The organism is Rhodoblastus sp., assembly GCF_052145335.1.
Classification (GTDB): Bacteria; Pseudomonadota; Alphaproteobacteria; order Rhizobiales; family Beijerinckiaceae; genus Rhodoblastus.
In genome coordinates this window covers 18,301-32,668 of the sequence record NZ_JBKQOU010000003.1, presented here as the reverse complement: position 1 = coordinate 32,668, position 14,368 = coordinate 18,301, and the positions used below count along the sequence as shown (strand labels likewise).

The 14,368-nt window shown below is 63.2% G+C and carries 13 protein-coding genes; 7 read left to right on the top strand and 6 right to left on the bottom strand.

Translation table 11 applies throughout. From position 1 onward, the window contains the following. On the bottom strand, positions 1 to 677 hold a 677-nt coding region (locus ACLP2E_RS00230), incomplete at its 3' end, for a hypothetical protein (protein ID WP_442464807.1). A gap of 216 nt (positions 678 to 893) precedes the next feature. Here ACLP2E_RS00230 and ACLP2E_RS00225 point away from each other — a divergent pair. The 4 genes from ACLP2E_RS00225 to ACLP2E_RS00210 are packed head-to-tail and all read left to right on the top strand — an operon-like array spanning position 894 to position 7,996. Beyond that, complete coding sequence (locus tag ACLP2E_RS00225; protein WP_442461275.1) at positions 894 to 2,345, top strand: sensor histidine kinase; 1,452 nt, start codon at positions 894 to 896, stop codon at positions 2,343 to 2,345. Beyond that, positions 2,342 to 5,341, top strand: coding sequence for a bifunctional [glutamine synthetase] adenylyltransferase/[glutamine synthetase]-adenylyl-L-tyrosine phosphorylase (locus tag ACLP2E_RS00220; protein ID WP_442464806.1), 3,000 nt, complete (start codon positions 2,342 to 2,344; stop codon positions 5,339 to 5,341). The genes ACLP2E_RS00225 and ACLP2E_RS00220 overlap by 4 nt, the downstream gene beginning before the upstream one ends. 31 nt (positions 5,342 to 5,372) lie before the next feature. Beyond that, positions 5,373 to 7,532, top strand: coding sequence for a methylmalonyl-CoA mutase (gene scpA / locus ACLP2E_RS00215; RefSeq protein WP_442461273.1), 2,160 nt, complete (start codon positions 5,373 to 5,375; stop codon positions 7,530 to 7,532). Continuing rightward, positions 7,529 to 7,996, top strand: coding sequence for a GNAT family N-acetyltransferase (locus tag ACLP2E_RS00210; protein WP_442461272.1), 468 nt, complete (start codon positions 7,529 to 7,531; stop codon positions 7,994 to 7,996). The genes scpA and ACLP2E_RS00210 overlap by 4 nt, the downstream gene beginning before the upstream one ends. Before the next feature lie 20 nt (positions 7,997 to 8,016). Here ACLP2E_RS00210 and ACLP2E_RS00205 read toward each other — a convergent pair whose 3' ends face one another. The 3 genes from ACLP2E_RS00205 to ACLP2E_RS00195 form a co-directional block, all read right to left on the bottom strand. Continuing rightward, positions 8,017 to 8,439 (bottom strand): type II toxin-antitoxin system VapC family toxin, encoded by a 423-nt coding sequence (locus ACLP2E_RS00205; RefSeq protein WP_442461271.1) that lies wholly within the window; start codon positions 8,437 to 8,439, stop codon positions 8,017 to 8,019. Further along, complete coding sequence (locus ACLP2E_RS00200; protein WP_442464805.1) at positions 8,436 to 8,759, bottom strand: type II toxin-antitoxin system Phd/YefM family antitoxin; 324 nt, start codon at positions 8,757 to 8,759, stop codon at positions 8,436 to 8,438. The genes ACLP2E_RS00205 and ACLP2E_RS00200 overlap by 4 nt, the downstream gene beginning before the upstream one ends. An 85-nt stretch (positions 8,760 to 8,844) precedes the next feature. After that, the gene (locus tag ACLP2E_RS00195; protein WP_442461269.1) at positions 8,845 to 9,444 is read right to left on the bottom strand and encodes a superoxide dismutase; all 600 of its coding nucleotides are present in this window, start codon (positions 9,442 to 9,444) and stop codon (positions 8,845 to 8,847) included. Positions 9,445 to 9,638: 194 nt separating this feature from the next. Here ACLP2E_RS00195 and ACLP2E_RS00190 point away from each other — a divergent pair, with 194 nt between their 5' ends. Next, on the top strand, positions 9,639 to 10,787 hold the full coding sequence (locus ACLP2E_RS00190; RefSeq protein WP_442464804.1) for a hypothetical protein: 1,149 nt from the start codon (positions 9,639 to 9,641) through the stop codon (positions 10,785 to 10,787). On the opposite strand, the gene ACLP2E_RS00185 is transcribed toward ACLP2E_RS00190, so the two are convergent. Further along, the gene (locus ACLP2E_RS00185) at positions 10,784 to 12,874 is read right to left on the bottom strand and encodes a S9 family peptidase (RefSeq protein WP_442464803.1); all 2,091 of its coding nucleotides are present in this window, start codon (positions 12,872 to 12,874) and stop codon (positions 10,784 to 10,786) included. The two genes, ACLP2E_RS00190 and ACLP2E_RS00185, sit on opposite strands and share 4 nt — an antisense overlap. A 168-nt stretch (positions 12,875 to 13,042) precedes the next feature. Between ACLP2E_RS00185 and ACLP2E_RS00180 the strand changes: the two genes are divergently transcribed. Continuing rightward, complete coding sequence (locus ACLP2E_RS00180) at positions 13,043 to 13,240, top strand: hypothetical protein (protein WP_442464802.1); 198 nt, start codon at positions 13,043 to 13,045, stop codon at positions 13,238 to 13,240. Between the two features lie 38 nt (positions 13,241 to 13,278). After that, positions 13,279 to 13,701: a MucR family transcriptional regulator gene (locus ACLP2E_RS00175; RefSeq protein ID WP_442461266.1), complete on the top strand. Its 423-nt coding sequence runs from the start codon at positions 13,279 to 13,281 to the stop codon at positions 13,699 to 13,701. 197 nt (positions 13,702 to 13,898) lie between these two features. Here the strand turns inward: ACLP2E_RS00175 and ACLP2E_RS00170 are convergent, their stop codons facing one another. Further along, complete coding sequence (locus tag ACLP2E_RS00170; protein WP_442461265.1) at positions 13,899 to 14,231, bottom strand: hypothetical protein; 333 nt, start codon at positions 14,229 to 14,231, stop codon at positions 13,899 to 13,901. Positions 14,232 to 14,368 lie beyond the last annotated feature (137 nt).

Below are 14,368 nucleotides of genomic sequence, written 5' to 3'. Positions count from 1 at the left end.
GCGCGCAAACGGTCGGGGGTGCGGGCGTAGCGCACCCGCGACGCTTCGGCGTTCATCGAATGGGCCTGGGCCAGCCGCGTCTCGGCGGCGAGGCGCGCCTCTTCCTCCGCCTTGATCCGCGCTTCCTCCTCGGCGCGGCGGCGCGCCGCCTCTTCGGCCCTGCGGCGGGCAATCGAGGATTCAGGCGTGCGGGTGAAGCGCACCTGCGGCTGATCGACCCGCCAGAAATGCGGCGAAGGCAAATTTTCCACTTCGGTGGCGATCGTTTCGGCGCGGAATCTCGGCGACGATTGCTGCGGCGCGGAGCGGGCGGCGAGATCGCGGAGAATATCCCGGGAGCGTTGCGTCGCCAGAATTTCGCGGAAGGCCTGCTCGTCGGGATCGACCGGCGCCTGTGGCTGAAAATCCATCCGTGGCGCGGCCTCCGGCGCGAAATCCCCGGACGCTCCGGTGCGGACGGCGCGCGGCCGGCGCAGATAGGGCGCATAGGGGGGGCGGACCTGCTCGGCTTCGTCGTCGAAGGAATCGTAAAGCCCGCCGACCTGGCGCAGCTCCATGCCGTCATTGCCAAAAGCGGCGCGCTGGGCCATGGGCGCGGCGCGCGAGTTCCTTTCCGAATATTCGCGCCGGCCGGCGCCAAAAAACCGCGCGAGCCAATGGTCGAGAGTCATCAACATTTACGTGGCGCCTTCGATACGCAAACTTTTACAAGAGGCTCGGACGGACCGTGGCCGGCATGGGTTCGACAATGGGGCGGCCAGGGTTAATGTCGGGTTTCCGTAGAGATCGCCGTTGCGGCATGACCAATCGGTAACTTGCTGCAACGGCAAGGATAGCCGATCCTGCGGGGCAAAATTTGGCGAAGAATTTTTTGTGGAAATCGGGCGGGCGGAATGAAAGCGGCGATGGTGTTTGGCGACCCCGCCCGATGGGCGAACTGGACGAGATTGTTCAAGACCACCGTCTTCAAACTGGCGTTCGCCTATTTCGTCATTATCGCCCTCGGCTTCACCCTGGTCCTCGACCGGGTCGGCGAAAGAGTCCGCGAACTGATGGCGGAGCAGATGCGCCAGACTGTCGAGGCCGATCTCAAGGGCTTGGCGGATCAATATGCCGAGGGGGGGCTGAGCCAGCTCGCCGCCGTGGTCGACCGGCGCTCGCGCACGCCCGGCGCCTCGATCTATCTCCTCGCCGCGCCAACCGGCGTGACGCTCGCCGGCAACGTGCTGGAGCTGCCGGCCGGCGTGATGGACCAGCAACAGGCGGTTGAAACCGTTTACGAGCGGCTGGGCGAACCCAATGTCCAGCGCCGCGCCATCGCCAAGGTGTTCGTTCTGCCGGGACATTTCCGCCTGCTGATCGGCCACGATCTCGAAGACCGCGAAAGACTGAGCCATATTCTCGGCAAGGCTCTGTTCACCACGCTGCTCTGGCTGCTGGTGATCGGCGCCTTTGGCGGGCTGTTCGTCGCGCGACGGCTGCTGAACCGCGTCGACGACATGAGCGCCAAGGCCGCCACCTTGTTGCAGGAGGACCTGGCTGGCCGCTTGCCCTTGTCCGGCGCCGACGACGAACTGGACCGGCTGGCGCGCAATCTCAACACCATGCTCGACCGCATTTCCGCCCTGATGGTGGGCATTCGCCAGGTCTCGGACAATATCGCCCACGATCTGCGCACGCCTTTGACCCGCCTGCGCAACAATGCCGAACAGGCGCTGCAGCTCGATCTGGGCGAGACCGCCGCCCGCGGGGCGCTGGAGCGGGTGATCGACGAGGCGGATGGGCTGATCCGCATTTTCAACGCCTTGTTGATGATCGCCCGCGCTGAATCGCACTCCTCCGGCGAAACCCTCGCCGATCTCGACGCCGCCGCCCTGGTCCATGACATGGCCGAGCTTTACGAGCCGGCGGCGGAGGAGATCGGGGTGGAATTGCTGGTCAATGCCGAGGGGCCGCTGCGCTTTCGCGGCCAGCGCGAATTGATCGGCCAGGCGCTGGCCAATCTCATCGACAATGCGCTGAAATATGGCGCGCCCGATCTGCCGGGCGGCCAGGCGAAAGTCGAGATTACCGCCAGGGGCGACGAGAAGGGCGTTGAGATCGCAGTCGCCGATCATGGGCCGGGCATTCCCGACGAGGAGCGTTCCCGGGTGCTGGAGCGGTTCGTGCGGCTTGAAACATCGCGCTCGCGCCCAGGCAGCGGCCTGGGCCTGTCGCTTGCCGCCGCCGTGGCGAGGCTGCATGGCGGCGAATTGCGGCTGGAGGATTTCAAACCGGGCCTGCGCGTCGTGCTGGCTCTGCCGCGAGACCGCGACAAAGCGCAGCCAAGGAACGTGGCGCCATGAAGCGCCGGGGCGCCGCGAAAGAGTTCATGACGTTCCGTCTTCCCAAGCCTCGGAAGACCGCCGACGCCCGCATAAAAGTCGCCGATTTTCTCGGCCATGCGCCGCAAGATTGCGCGAAAAAGCTGCAGGCGCTGCCGGACTGGCCGAACATCGAGGCCCTGCTGCTCGGTCTCGCCGATCAATCGCCCTTTCTTTGGGGGTTGGTCCGCCGCGATCCGGGCCGCCTGGTTCGCATCCTCCAGATGTCGCCGGATCAGGCTCTCGACGAGGCCCTGCATCGGCTCGCCGCCTGCGACGAAGACCAATGTGGCGAAGCCCAGGTCATGAGCCTGTTGCGGCGGGCAAAGCAGGAGACGGCGCTGATCGTCGCTTGGGCCGACCTCGGCGGGGTCTATGACGTTGTCGCGGCGACCAGGGCCCTGTCGCGCGCCGCCGACCGTTTCGTCGCCACCGCCCTGCGCGCCGCCTTGCGGCTGGCTGGCGAGAAGCTCGCTTTATCCAGCAAGGAGCGACCGGAACAAGATTGCGGCCTGGTGGTGCTGGCGCTAGGCAAGCATGGCGCGATGGAGCTGAATTACTCCTCCGACGTCGATCTGGTGGTTTTCTACGATTCGCGCGCCCGCGCGCTTGACGCGGGGCCGGGAGCCAAGGCCAACGCCTTGCGGCTGACCCAGCATCTTGTAAAGCTTTTGCAGGAGCGCACCGGCGACGGTTATGTTCTTCGCGTGGATTTGCGCTTGCGCCCCGATCCCGGCTCGACGGCTCCGGCCGTCTCGCTCGACGCGGCGCGCCATTATTATGAAACGCTCGGCCAGAACTGGGAGCGCGCGGCGATGATCAAGGCCCGCCCGGTGGCCGGCGATCTGGCGCTCGGCTTTTCCTTCCTGGGCGAAATGTCGGCCTTCATCTGGCGCAAATATTTCGATTACGCCGCCATCGCCGATATTCATGCGATGAAAAGGCAGATTCACGCCGCGCGCGGCCACGCCGAGATCGCGGTCGCCGGGCACGACCTGAAACTCGGTCGCGGCGGCATTCGCGAGATCGAGTTCTTCGTCCAGACCCAGCAATTGATCTTCGGCGGCCGCCGCCAGCTTTTGCGTGGAGCGCGGACGCTGGACATGCTGCGCCAGCTTGAAGCGGACGGCTGGATCACGGCGCTGGCGGCGGTCGAGCTTTCCGAGGCCTATGTCTTTCTGCGCGGGCTCGAGCATCGGTTGCAGATGGTGCAGGACCAGCAGACGCAGCGCCTGCCTGCCGACAACGCGGCCCTGAACCAGTTCGCGCGCTTCTGCGGCTATGGCGGCGCGGCCGGTTTTTCCGCCGATCTTTTGCGCCGGTTGCGCGCCGTCGAAAAACATTACGCCCGCCTGTTCGAACATGCGCCGGGTCTCGATTCCCGCGCCGGAAATCTCGTCTTCACCGGCTCCGCCGACGATCCGGAAACACTCGAAACTTTGCGCGAAATGGGTTTTCGCGATCCCGCCGCCGCTACCGAGATGGTGCGCGGCTGGCATTTTGGCCGCCGCGCGGCGGTGCAGAGCGCGCGCGCCCGCGAAGTGCTGACGGAACTTGTTCCAGCTTTGCTCGAGGCTTTCTCGAAATCGGGCGACGCCGATTCCGGCCTCGCCGCGTTTGACGCCGCTCTCGCCAGGATGCCGGCGGCGGTCGAGCTTTTCGCTTTGCTCAAATCCCATGAGACGGTGCGCCAGTTTTTCGCCGATATTCTCGGCGGCGCGCCGCGTCTGGCGCAGGTCATCGCGCATAGCCCGCATGTGCTCGACGCCGCCATCGACCGAGGCGTGGCCGCCGCGCCGATGCAAGAGTCGGCGTATGCCGAAAGGCTGGCGGCCTATGCGGAAAGGCTGGCGCTGTTTCACGACGCGCCGGAAAACATCGAGACTTTTCTCGACGCGGCTCGGGCTTTTGCGGCGGAAGAAAATTTCATGATCGGCCTGCGGCTGTTCGCCGGCCTGATCGAGCCCGACCAGGCGGCGCAGGCTTATTCCGCGCTCGCCGCGACCATGGTGCGGGCCAGTCTCGATTCGGTCGAGCGATTCTTCGCCGCCGAACACGGGCGCGTTCCCGGCGGCCGCTGCGTCGTCCTGGCTTTGGGCAAATTCGGCTCACGCGAAATGACCGCGACCTCCGACCTCGATCTGGTCCTGCTTTATGATTTCGACGCCGAAAAGCCGGAATCCGACGGCGCCAAACCATTGCACGCCACGGTCTATTACACCCGCCTGACCCAGAGGCTGATCGCGGCGCTGACGGCGCCGACGCGGCGCGGAAAATTGTTCGAGGTCGATATGCGGCTTCGCCCTTCCGGCAGGCAGGGGCCGCTGGCGACGCAGATCGCCAGTTTCCGCGCCTATCAACTGAGCGAGGCGGAAGTCTGGGAACATATGGCGTTGACCCGCGCCCGGGCGGTCGCCGGCGATGCGGGCCTGGCCGAAGAAGCGCAGGCGATCATCGAGAGCAGCATTTTCATTCCGCGTGACCCCGCCGCCCTGGCCAAGGCGGTGCGCGACATGCGCGCGCTGATCGGCCAGCAAAAGGGCGAGGGCGACAGCTGGGACTTGAAACTCGCCGCCGGCGGCCTGCTCGACATCGAATTCATCGCGCAATATCTGGCGCTGGCGCATGGCGGCGAAGCGCCTTCCCTGCGGGTGACGGCGACGCGCGATATCTTTGCCGCCGCGGGGCGGGCGGGCTTTCTCGACGCGGAAACGACCGAGGCTTTGCTCAAGGCGCTGTCGCTTTACGGCAATGTCACGCAATGGCTGCGTCTGGCGCTTAGCCCGGGCGCCGATCCGCGTCAGGCGGCGGACGGGGTCAAAAGACGCATCGCCAATGCTTCCGGCCTGCCGGATTTTGCTTTGCTCGAACGCGAACTGGCCGAAACCCGCAAGGAAGCGCGACGGATTTTCGCAAGGATTTTGACCAAGGTAGGACGCCGGATGGAGGATGGCGCCAGCGAGTCGAGGCGAGTATAAGGGGCCAAACGCGGAAAATATGGATGAACGGATGACCCGGATACCCGACTTCTCGACCCTCGCCCTCCCTGCCCAGCAGAACGCCGCCCCTCCGGCTTTCTCCGCCGAAAACTGGCTGACGCCGGAAGGCATCGAGGTCAAGAGCGTCTATGGTCCGGAAGATGTCGAGGGTTTGCCGGCGCTTGATTCTTTCCCCGGCGCCGCGCCTTTCCTTCGCGGCCCTTACCCGACCATGTATGTCAACCAGCCCTGGACGGTGCGGCAATATGCCGGCTTCTCCACGGCGGAAGATTCCAACGCCTTTTATCGCCGCAATCTCGCGGCCGGCCAGAAGGGCCTTTCGGTCGCCTTCGATCTCGCCACCCATCGCGGTTATGATTCCGATCACCCGCGCGTCGCCGGCGACGTCGGCATGGCGGGCGTCGCCATCGACTCGATCTATGACATGCGCACCCTGTTTTCGGGCATTCCGCTCGACCAGATGTCAGTGTCGATGACGATGAACGGCGCGGTCCTGCCGGTTCTGGCGCTCTATATTGTCGCCGCCGAAGAGCAGGGCGTGCCGGCGGCCAAATTGTCCGGGACGATCCAGAACGACATTCTCAAAGAATTCATGGTGCGCAACACCTACATCTATCCGCCCAAGGATTCGATGCGCATCATTTCGGACATTTTCGCCTATACGTCGAAAAACATGCCGAAATTCAACTCGATCTCGATCTCCGGCTATCACATGCAGGAGGCCGGGGCGACGCAGGATCTCGAACTCGCCTACACGCTCGCCGACGGCGTCGAATATCTGCGCGCCGGCATCGGGGCGGGGCTGACGGTGGACCAGTTCGCGCCGCGCCTGTCGTTCTTCTGGGCGATCGGCATGAACTTCTTCATGGAAGTGGCGAAGCTGCGCGCCGCCCGGCTGATCTGGGCCAATCTGGTCAAGACCTTCAACCCGCAATCCGAAAAGAGCCTGCCGCTGCGCACCCATAGCCAGACCTCCGGCTGGTCCCTGACGGCTCAGGATGTGTTCAACAACGTCATCCGCACCCAGATCGAGGCGATGGCGGCGACGCAAGGCCATACTCAGTCGCTGCACACCAATGCGCTCGACGAGGCGCTGGCTCTGCCGACCGACTTTTCCGCTCGCATCGCCCGCAACACCCAGCTTTTCCTGCAACAGGAATCCGGCACGACGAAAATCATCGATCCGTGGGGCGGATCCTATTACGTCGAAAAGCTTACCGCCGAACTGACGCAAAAGGCCTGGGCCCATATCCGGGAAGTCGAGGCGCTTGGCGGCATGTCCAAGGCCATCGAAGCCGGAATACCCAAGCTCCGCATAGAAGAGGCGGCGGCCAAGACCCAGGCGCGCATCGATTCCGGCAAACAGGCGGTGATCGGCGTCAACAAGCTGCGTCCGACCGATGAAAAGCCGATTGACGTGCTGAAGGTGGAAAACGCCTCGGTGCGCCGCCAGCAGCTCGAAAAGCTCAAGCGCCTGCGCGAGGAGCGCAACCAGGCGGAAACGCAGGCTGCGCTCGACGCGTTGACGGAGGGCGCCAAGAGCGGCGCTAATCTGCTGGCTTTGTCCATCGAGGCCGCGCGGAAAAAAGCCACGGTGGGCGAGATTTCTTATGCGCTGGAAAAGGTTTTCGGGCGTCATCGCGCGGAAATCAAGAGCATTTCCGGCGTTTACAAGCGGGAGGCCGGGGTGAATTCGACCGCTATCGCCAAGGTTCTGGCGCAGGTTTCGACTTTTGAGGAGCATGACGGCCGCCGTCCGCGCATTCTCGTGGCCAAGGTCGGCCAGGACGGCCATGATCGCGGCCAGAAGGTCATCGCTTCCGCCTTCGCCGATCTTGGCTTCGACGTCGATATCGGGCCTTTGTTCGCCACGCCGGAAGAGGCGGCGCGCCAGGCGGTGGAGAATGACGTGCATATCGTCGGCATTTCCTCGCTGGCGGCGGGCCACCTCACGTTGGTTCCCGCGCTGCGTGCGGCTCTGGAAAAGGAAGGCCGCCCCGACATCATGATCGTCGTCGGCGGCGTCATCCCGCCGCAGGATTTCGACGCCCTTTACGCGGCCGGCGCCTCGGCGATTTTTCCGCCCGGGACCGTTATTTCCGAAGCCGCGGGAAAACTGATCGACGAATTGAACGGCCGTCTCGGCTATGCCAAAGCCGCCGCTGAATGACGCAAGCCGAGGCGCAAGCCCAGGAAAAGTGCGAACTCGTCGTGACGCTGGAACACCAGCCCGAGGAGACCACGCAGATCGTGCTTTTGAGCGGGCTGGCGTCCTTTAACGAAACGCAGGTCGGGCCCGATCCGGTGCGCCAGCCGCAAAACCACCTGTGCATTGTCGCCCGCGACAGCGAAGGCAGGGTCAGGGGCGGCTTGCAGGGAGTGATCGTCGGCGCATGGATGGCGATCGACCTCGTCTGGGTGGAGGAGCATTTCCGCAGCCAGGGCGCCGGCTCGCGGCTGCTGGCGGAAGCGGAGGCCGAGGCGCTGCGGCGTGGAGCCAAATGGTCAATCCTGGCGACCTTCGATTATCAGGCCCCGGATTTCTATTCGCGACGCGGCTATGTCGAATATGCCCGGATGGAAGATTTTCCGCTGGGGCATACAAGGTTTCAGCTGCGCAAGGCGTTGGGTTGAAGGTGCGCAGGCCGCACCCTTCAATTCCAAGGATTGAAAACGGGCGCCCGCGCCCGCTCGAAATCCCCGGTGTCCCGCGAGACGATCGTCAGCCCGTGGCAAAGCCCCGTCGCCGCAATGATCAGGTCGGGTTGCGAAAATGTGTGCCGGACTTTTCGGCCTTCCTCGACCAATAGCCGCCATTTGAACATCACGTCTTCGGAAACCGGCAGGACGCGATGTTCGAACATTGGCCGCAGCCGATGCGTCAGCCAGTCATGCAATTCGGCGCGTCGGCCTGGGTCGGCGAGTATTTCGATGCCGAAGCGTATCTCGGCGAAAGTCACGGCGCTGACAAAAAATTGTTCGAGCGCATGGGCGGCGACGAAGGCGAGGACTTTCGGTTCGGGCTTGGGCCGCCGCAATTCCGAAAGTATATTGGTGTCGAGCAGCCAGCCGCTCACAACTCGACCTCGCGCACCGGCATTTTTTCGCGCCGGGGCTCGATCTCGACATCGCGATAAGGCGAGTCCTGCAAGACCGCGATCAGCGCCTCTCCGCTGCGTTCACCCTTGAGACGGCGAAATTCTTCCGCGGAGACGATCACAACCTCGTCGCGGCCATGCACGGTCACATGTTGCGGCCCCTCGCTACGCACACGCCTCACCACTTCGCTGAATCGCGCTTTGGCGTCCTGAAGCAGCCAGTAGCCGGGTGGCAGGACGGGACTCCGCCGGTGGGTCTTGGACGGATTGGCCGGACGGGTTTTATCAAATCTGGTCATACTGACCAGATTAGCACGAATAGGACGGAAAACAAATTTGGGACCGCCCAAAACCTTCGGGCGGCCCTGGTTTTAGCTACCTCAATCAGCCGAGAGCCTTCTCAAGCTGGGCTTCGACATATTCCCAGTTCACCAGATTGCCGATCACGGTCTTGATGAAATCGGGGCGCCGGTTGCGATAATCGATGTAATAGGCGTGTTCCCACACGTCGATGGTCAGGATCGGCGTCGCGCCGTGGATCAGCGGATTTTCGGCGTTCGGGGTCTTCGAAACCGCGACCTTGCCGTCCTTGACCGCCAGCCAGGCCCAGCCGGAACCAAATTGCGTCACGCCGGCCTGCGCCAGATCCTCGAGCGCCTTTTCGACCGAGCCGATTCCCTCGATCAGGGCCTTCTCGACCTTGCCCGGGACTTTGCCGCCGCCATTCGGCTTCAGGTATTTCCAGAACTCGGCATGGTTCCACACCTGGGCGGCGTTGTTGAACACCGGCGCGTTCTTGCCATGGGAGCCGGTGATGATCTGCTCGATCGGCAGGCCTTCCCACTCCGTGCCCTTGAGCAGGTTGTTGCCGTTGGTCACATAGGCGGCATGGTGCTTGTCGTGGTGGAACTCCAGCGTTTCCGCAGACATGTAAGGCTGCAGCGCGTCATAGGCGTAGGGTAGGGGATCGAGAACGAGGGACATGCTTAGCTCCTATGGGAGTAGAACTCTCGGGCAGGCCGAGCGCGGTGGAAGGTAAAGACCGCGCCCTCAGGAAGCAAGAACGCAGCCATTGCGATTTAGCCCCACTTGTAGAGTCGAAATTAACCATTTACCCATTATGTTCCATTCTGAAGGCACTGTCGGCCTTAAAAGAATTTCCGGCGAAAGGCGGCAAAGTGAGACCGGACCGAACCGTCATTGTCATCGGCGTATTCCTGTTCATCGTCGGATTGGCGGTCGCGTGGAACGGCTACGACTATGTCCAGCTCGAACGCGGCTGGACGCTGGTGATCTCCGGGACTATCGCCGCTTGCGCCGGCCTTGTGCTCGTCGCCCTCGGATTGGCCCTGCGCGAATTGAGGGCGATCGCCCTGTCCGCCTCCAACGCCACCTTGCTGCTGGCCAAGGCGAGAACCGACAGCCCGTCGCAAATTCCGGCTGCGCCAGCGATGCAGGAGGCCGAGTCCGGCTACGACTCCGAGTCGGTGCAAGAATTCGAGCAAATCGCCGGCGTCGAGGCCGCTCGGGAAGCTCCGGCCCCTGCTGAACTGTCCGAATCTGGACAGGACACCCCGCTCTCATGGATGGTTCGCTCCAAGCACGCAGATGCTGCTGCGGCGCTGAAAATGCCGCGGGCGGAAACCCACGACGGCTGGCTGCGCCAGCCGCTGGCCGGTCCGCTGGCCGCTCCCGTCGATGAGGCGGCCGCCGAGGAAGAAATCGCGCGCGAGTTCGCGCGAGAGTTGGCGCAAGAATTCGCGCCGCCGCCCGAAGCCGAAACGGGGCCCCAGCCGCCGCCGGAGCCGGAAATCGCCCACGAGCCCGCGCCTGAATTTTCTCACGAGCCCGTCGCCCACGAGCCGGCGCCCGCAAGCGCGCACGAGCCTGTGCTTGAAAGCGCTTACGAGCACGAGCTGGAGCTCGCTCCCGAGCCTGAACCCGAAATCCTGCATGAGCCCGAGATCCAGGAGGCTGCGACTTACCAGCCCGCGATCCGGGAGCCGGAGCACGAGGCTTATCAGGAGCCCACGACTTACGAACCCACGCACGAGGCTTATCAGGAGCCCGCGACCTACGAGCCCTCGCAGCACGACGTTATTCATGAGCCCGAGACCCACGAGCATCTTGAGCGCCATGAGCCCGCGCCGTCAGCCGAACCCGCGCCTTCGACTGCGCCCAGGCCGGCGATCGTCGGCCATTACGATGCGCAGGGGACGCATTACACGCTCTATGCCGACGGCTCGATCGAAGCGGAAACTCCGCACGGCGTCTATCGTTTCGACTCGATGGCGGAGCTGAAGCGCTTTATCGAAGGCCAGGATTAAGTATTGACGGCTTCTATGGCGAAGGCCTGGCGCAGGGCGATTTCCTCCAGTTCGTCATAGCGCCCCGAGGCGCCGCCGTGGCCGGCCTCCATATTGGTCTTGAGCAGGACCGGCCCGCCGCCGGTCATGCGCGCGCGAAGCTGTTGCGCCCATTTGGCCGGCTCCCAATAGGTGACGCGCGGATCGGTCAGGCCGCCCTCGATCAGCATCGGCGGATAGGCTTGAGCCTTGACGTTGTCATAGGGCGAATAGGACAAGAGCCTGAAAAAAACCTCGGCGCTTTCGATTGGATTGCCCCATTCCCTCCATTCCGGCGGCGTCAGCGGCAGCGATGCGTCGCAGATCGTGTTGACCACGTCGACAAACGGCACTTCGGCGATGACGCCGCCAAACAGCTCCGGCGCCAGATTGGCCACGGCGCCGATCAGCAATCCGCCGGCGCTGCCGCCTTCCGCGACAATCTTTCCCGGCGCGGCGATTTTTTGCGCATAGAGGTGGCGGGCGCAGGCGATGAAATCGCCGAATGTATGGTGCTTGTGCTCCATCTTGCCGTTTTCGTACCAGCGCGAGCCTTTCTCCGTGCCGCCCCGCACATGGGCGATGGCGTAGACGAAGCCGCGATCGATCAGGCTGAACAGCGATTCATCGAAGGAATCGGGCAAGGCGACGCCATAGGCGCCATAGCCATAGAGCAGGACGGGACGCGGGCCTGGCGGAAGATTTTTGCGCCAGACCATCGACAGCGGGACGGTCTCGCCGTCCTCCGCGAGCGCGAAATCCATTCGCTGTTCATAGGCGCTGGCGTCATGGCCGGAGGGAATCCGCTGGCGTTTCAAAAGCGTGCGGCTTCTCGTCGCCAGATCGATGTCGTAAATTTCCTGCGGCTCAGTCACCGAGGAATAGGCCAGGCGCAGGATCGGCCGTTCGAATTCGAAATTATGCTCCAGCCGCAGATGATGGCAGGGCGAATCGAAGGCGATCGCCTGCTCGTCGCCGTTCAGCGCGCGGAAGACCAGACGGGGGCGGCAGTTTTCGCGCTCCAGCCAGGCCAGGAAGTCGCCGAACACCGTGGCGTTGAAAATCATCCTTCCGGGGCGATGGGGCGCCTCTTCGCGCCAATCGCCGGAATCGAGCTTGTCCAGACCGATGCTGACCAGTTTGAAATCGAAGGCGCCATCGGCATTGGTGCGCAGGTAAAGCCGCTCGGCGCCGGGTTCGGCGTCGTAGCGCAGGCCGGGCCGCCGCGGCAGGATTCTTCGCGCAGGCGCCGCGGCTTTGGCGAGATCGATCATCCAGCATTCCGAACTATCGTGATCGCTGACGGTGACGATGGCGTGGCGGCGCGAACGCGCGGAGCGCAGGTGAATGAACCAGGCGGGGTCCTTTTCCTCGACGACCAGAACGTCGTCAGCGGGGTCGGCGCCGATGCGGTGCAGGAAGACCTGGGCGGTGCGGAAATCCTCGTCCATCCTCGTATAGAGGAAGCCTTGCGAATCGCATGTCCAGACAATGGTCCCGTCCGTATCCTCGACGATGTCGGAGCCGTCGGCGCCGGTGGCCAGATCGCGCCAGGAGATTTCGTGCAATTCATTGCCGTTGTCGTCGCGGCTCCAGGCGAGAAGCCGGTGATCGGGCGAGTGCAGGGCCTCGTTCAGGCTGAAATAGTCCTTGCCCTCGGCCTCGAGATCGCCGTCGAGCATCAGTTGTTCGGCCCCGCCTTCGGCCGGTCGCCGGCAAACCAGTTCGTGCTGGCCTCCCTCGCGATAGCGGCGGTAATAGAGAAAGTCGCCGTCGCGCGCCGGCGGGTCGCAGTCGGTTTCGTCGATCCGCCCGGTCATCTCCGCGCGAATGGTTTCCGCGAGCCTGGCGACATCCGCCAGCACCGAAGCGGCATAGGCGTTTTCTGCTTCGAGCAAGGCGCGTATCGGCTTTGGCAGCAAGTCGGGGTCTTCGAGCGTCTCGCGCCAGTTGTCGGCGCGAATCCAAGCGTAATCGTCACAGCTCTCTACGTCATGCCGGCGATGTTTCACCGGATGGCGCGCGGCGCGCGGCGGCTCGAACTGGGTGGCTTTGGCGAATGGCGGCATGAAAATCCCGATGTTCCTGCGCCCGAACGGGGGGCTGCTTTTGGTAACATGAGCAGCGAATATTTTCTTCCCCGCAATGCCTTTCCACGCTCTGAATTTCAAGAGCTTGGCGCGATCCTGCCGAGGCTATCGGTCCGCCGTTGCTCGGCCTTTCGCCGCGCTTAGGCCATGGAATTATTTGAGCTTACGGTTCGAATTCTGTTGTCAGTTGCGACGCACAACAAAAACAGGAAGAAAATCGATCTTTACCGCTTAAGTGATATTGCAATGCGCGTTGAACTGGCATATCTAAAAGATCATGGGCTCTATACCAATGCTCCATGTAACGTATTTGCGGCCCTTGCCGCCTGTGCGGGTCAAACTTGAAAAAAGATGCCATCCGCCCCAAGGAAAGTCCTGTAGCTATGAGCGACGCAAGCACACAAAATTACATTGAACTGGCTGCGGATATCGTTTCCGCCTATGTCAGCAACAATTCCGTCCCGACAGCTGATCTTCCCGGCCTGATCAACGATGTCCATGCCGCGTTGATGCGCGTGACGAGCGGCGCCGCTCCCGTTGTAACGGAAGCGCCTAAGCCTGCGGTTCCGGTCAAGAAATCCATCACCAATGACTTCATCATCTGTCTCGAGGATGGAAAACAGTTCAAATCGCTGAAACGCCATTTGCGCACGCAATATAATATGTCGCCGGAAGACTATCGCGAGAAATGGGGTCTTGGCGCCGATTATCCGATGGTCGCCCCGAACTACGCCAAGGCGCGCTCGCATCTCGCCAAACAGATGGGTCTCGGCCAGCAACGCCGCCGCGTCCGCGTCACCAAGTAAGCCAGCTTGGCCGCGCGTCTTTCCGCCGGCCGCCGCAAATGAGGTTTTTGCGACCCGATTGGATCGCAAAAAGCTTGTGCTGGCAGGAACATTTGTCTTGCTGCGCCAAACCGACGTTAGCTTAAATAATCAGGCCCGTTTTCGCAGCAGCGTAAACTGGGCCTTTTTTGTGCGCCGTGGCGGGCTTCTGGCCGGCTTCATCCATGCCTGTCGGAATCGGGCGCAGCGCTTGGGCGCAGCCGCCAGGCCGGCGCGCGATCGCCGGCGCTGAGCGTGTCATGGCTGGCGTTCGGGCTTGCGGGTGGCGGCGCCAGGCGCGAAGCGCGGGCGGCCAGAGCGAGGCATTTTTCCGGTTCGGCGCGGCATTGCCTGCCGGCCGCGTCCAGGGCGAGCCGGCCAAGGCTGGCGGCGCTTTCGCTGGCGATGGGCGCGCGCTGGTCGAACAAGGCGGCGGCGTTGAAACCTTCCTGTCCGGCAATGCGGCTGAACACCAGTCCAAGCCAGAACAGGCAGCGAAACAGGAAGAACATCTCTTGGCCCTCATGGCGTATTCGCTAACGCGGACCTTCGGTTCAAACGGAGTGGAAACCGGTTGGCGTGAACAAAATTGAAGCTCCAGCCGCGATGTTGCGGAAGCTAGCAGCGACGCGTCGCGATTAAATCAAAA

Bases quoted from the DNA above. Each gene is read 5' to 3' on its own strand.
- ACLP2E_RS00225 (WP_442461275.1), top strand. From the start codon at position 894: ATGAAAGCGGCGATGGTGTTTGGCGACCCCGCCCGATGGGCGAACTGG.
- ACLP2E_RS00220 (WP_442464806.1), top strand. From the start codon at position 2,342: ATGAAGCGCCGGGGCGCCGCGAAAGAGTTCATGACGTTCCGTCTTCCC.
- scpA (WP_442461273.1), top strand. From the start codon at position 5,373: ATGACCCGGATACCCGACTTCTCGACCCTCGCCCTCCCTGCCCAGCAG.
- ACLP2E_RS00210 (WP_442461272.1), top strand. From the start codon at position 7,529: ATGACGCAAGCCGAGGCGCAAGCCCAGGAAAAGTGCGAACTCGTCGTG.
- ACLP2E_RS00200 (WP_442464805.1), bottom strand. From the start codon at position 8,759: ATGACCAGATTTGATAAAACCCGTCCGGCCAATCCGTCCAAGACCCAC.
- ACLP2E_RS00195 (WP_442461269.1), bottom strand. From the start codon at position 9,444: ATGTCCCTCGTTCTCGATCCCCTACCCTACGCCTATGACGCGCTGCAG.
- ACLP2E_RS00185 (WP_442464803.1), bottom strand. From the start codon at position 12,874: ATGCCGCCATTCGCCAAAGCCACCCAGTTCGAGCCGCCGCGCGCCGCG.
- ACLP2E_RS00180 (WP_442464802.1), top strand. From the start codon at position 13,043: ATGGAATTATTTGAGCTTACGGTTCGAATTCTGTTGTCAGTTGCGACG.
- ACLP2E_RS00175 (WP_442461266.1), top strand. From the start codon at position 13,279: ATGAGCGACGCAAGCACACAAAATTACATTGAACTGGCTGCGGATATC.
- ACLP2E_RS00170 (WP_442461265.1), bottom strand. From the start codon at position 14,231: ATGTTCTTCCTGTTTCGCTGCCTGTTCTGGCTTGGACTGGTGTTCAGC.